The organism is Mycobacterium sp. 1274756.6, assembly GCF_001668625.1.
Lineage (GTDB): Bacteria > Actinomycetota > Actinomycetes > Mycobacteriales > Mycobacteriaceae > Mycobacterium.
Map to the genome: position 1 here is coordinate 1 of NZ_LZLJ01000087.1, position 2,156 is coordinate 2,156.

At 65.5% G+C, this 2,156-nt stretch carries 2 protein-coding genes; both read left to right on the forward strand.

Annotated elements, in window-relative coordinates; genetic code table 11:
* The first annotated feature begins 70 nt into the window (after positions 1–70).
* On the forward strand, positions 71–1,306 hold the full coding sequence (istA, locus tag A5643_RS13400; RefSeq protein WP_082948953.1) for an IS21 family transposase: 1,236 nt from the start codon (positions 71–73) through the stop codon (positions 1,304–1,306).
* Between the two features lie 2 nt (positions 1,307–1,308).
* Positions 1,309–2,091 (forward strand): IS21-like element helper ATPase IstB, encoded by a 783-nt coding sequence (gene istB, locus A5643_RS13405; RefSeq protein ID WP_197497732.1) that lies wholly within the window; start codon positions 1,309–1,311, stop codon positions 2,089–2,091.
* Positions 2,092–2,156: the final 65 nt, after the last annotated feature.

The window sequence follows — 2,156 nt, forward strand, 5'->3', positions numbered from 1 at the left end:
TGTTGACGCCGGTTGAAAACTAGGCCAGTCGCGCCGGTCGAAAAGTAGGCCACCCGACCAGATTGGATGGGTGATCTCCTTGGAAGATTGGGCGTTGATTCGGTACCTGAACCGCAGCGAGGGGTTGTCGCAGCGGGCGATAGCAAGGCGACTGGGTGTTGCACGTGACACCGTCGCGGGTGCGCTGGCCAGTGATGAGGAGCCGAAGTATCGGCGGGCGCCGGTGGCGTCGGCGATCGGTGCGGCCGAGCCGCAGATTCGGGCGGTGTTGGCGGCCTATCCGCAGATGCCGGCGACGGTGATCGCCGAGCGGGTCGGTTGGGCGGGTTCGATCTCGTGGTTTCGAGAGCGGGTGGCAGTCATCCGCCCGGAGTATCTGCCGGCGGATCCGGTTGACCGACTTGAGCACCGGCCGGGTCGGGTGGCCCAGTGCGATCTGTGGTTCCCGCCGACGCAGGTTGCGGTTGGCTACGGACAGCAGGCGTCATTGCCGGTATTGGTGATGGTCGCGGCGTTCTCCCGGGTCATCGCCGCGATGATGCTGCCGTCGCGGCAGACGATGGACCTGGTGGCCGGGATGTGGCGGTTGCTGGCGGGCAGCTTGGGCGCGGTGCCGCACGAGTTGTGGTGGGACAATGAGGCCGGTATCGGCCGTCGGGGCCGGCTGACCGATCCGGTGACCGCCCTGATGGGCACGCTGGGGGCGCGAGTGGTGCAGCTCAAGCCCTACGACCCGGAATCCAAGGGCATCGTTGAGCGGGCCAACCGGTATCTGGAGACCTCGTTTCTGCCAGGGCGGCACTTCGACTCTCCGCAGGATTTCAATGCCCAGCTGGCCGAGTGGCTACCGGTCGCCAACACTCGCCGGGTGCGGGTCCTTGATGGCCGCCCGGTCGACTTTCTTGATGCCGATCGCGCACAGATGCTGGCATTGCCGCCGGTGGCACCGGTGATCGACACCGTCACCTCGGTGCGGCTGGGACGTGACTACTACGTGCGGGCCGCGGGCAACGACTACTCGGTAGACCCGGCCGCGATCGGCCAGATCATCGAGGTCCGCACCGGCTTGACCCAGGTAACAGTGCAGCGGGCTGGATGCATGCTGGCCAGCCATGACCGCTGCTGGGCTCGCCGGCAGACGCTGACCGATCCGGCCCATGTCGAGGCCGCCGCGATGCTTCGCCGGCGGTTCCAGCAGGACGACCCGCCGGTGGGCGATCAGCATCCGGTGCGCGATCTGGCCGACTACGACCGGGCCTTCGACGTCGACTTTTCCACCGACGGCTCCGATGGCGAGGTGGCGTGATGATGACCGAAGACCCGATCAAGGCGATCGGTCACTACACCCACGTGCTTAAAGCCCCGCGGATTCGTGACGCGGCGGCCCGACTGGCCGAACAGGCCCGTGACGACGGCTGGAGCCACGAGGAATACCTCGCGGCGGTGCTCTCACGCGAGGTATCCGCACGAGAAGCATCCGGAGCGCAAGCTCGTATCCGGTCGGCGGGCTTTCCGACGAGAAAGTCATTGGAGGACTTCAACTTCGATCACCAACCCGCCCTCAACCGCGACATGATCGCCCACCTGGGCACCGGTGTGTTTCTGGCCAAAGCACGCAACGTCGTGCTCCTCGGGCCACCAGGAACCGGAAAGACTCATTTGGCCATCGGCTTGTCGATCAAAGCCGCCCAAGCCGGCTACCGCGTCGCCTTCGCCACCGCCGTGGACTGGGTAGCCCGCCTCAAAGCCGCCCACAACACCGGGCGACTACCGACCGAGTTGGCCAAACTGCGCCGCATCAGCCTGCTCGTCGTCGACGAGGTCGGCTACATCCCCTTCGAACAAGACGCCGCCAACCTGTTCTTCCAACTGGTCTCCAGCCGCTACGAGCACGCCTCACTCATTCTGACGTCCAACCTGCCGTTCTCCCGATGGGGAGACGTCTTCGGCGACCAAGTCGTCGCCGCCGCGATGATCGACCGCATCGTCCACCACGCCGAAGTCCTGACCCTCAAAGGCAAGAGCTACCGGCTCAAAGACACCGGAATCGATACCTTGCCCTCCGCCCGAGCCAGCCACACGGCACAATAGCCATGACCACGTGGCCTACTTTTCAACCGTCGCCACCGGCCTGGAATTGGACCGGCGTCAACAGA

What these genes read in the sequence shown, in the direction of transcription:
- istB (WP_197497732.1), top strand. Translation starts at nt 1,309, where the DNA reads ATGACCGAAGACCCGATCAAGGCGATCGGTCACTACACCCACGTGCTT.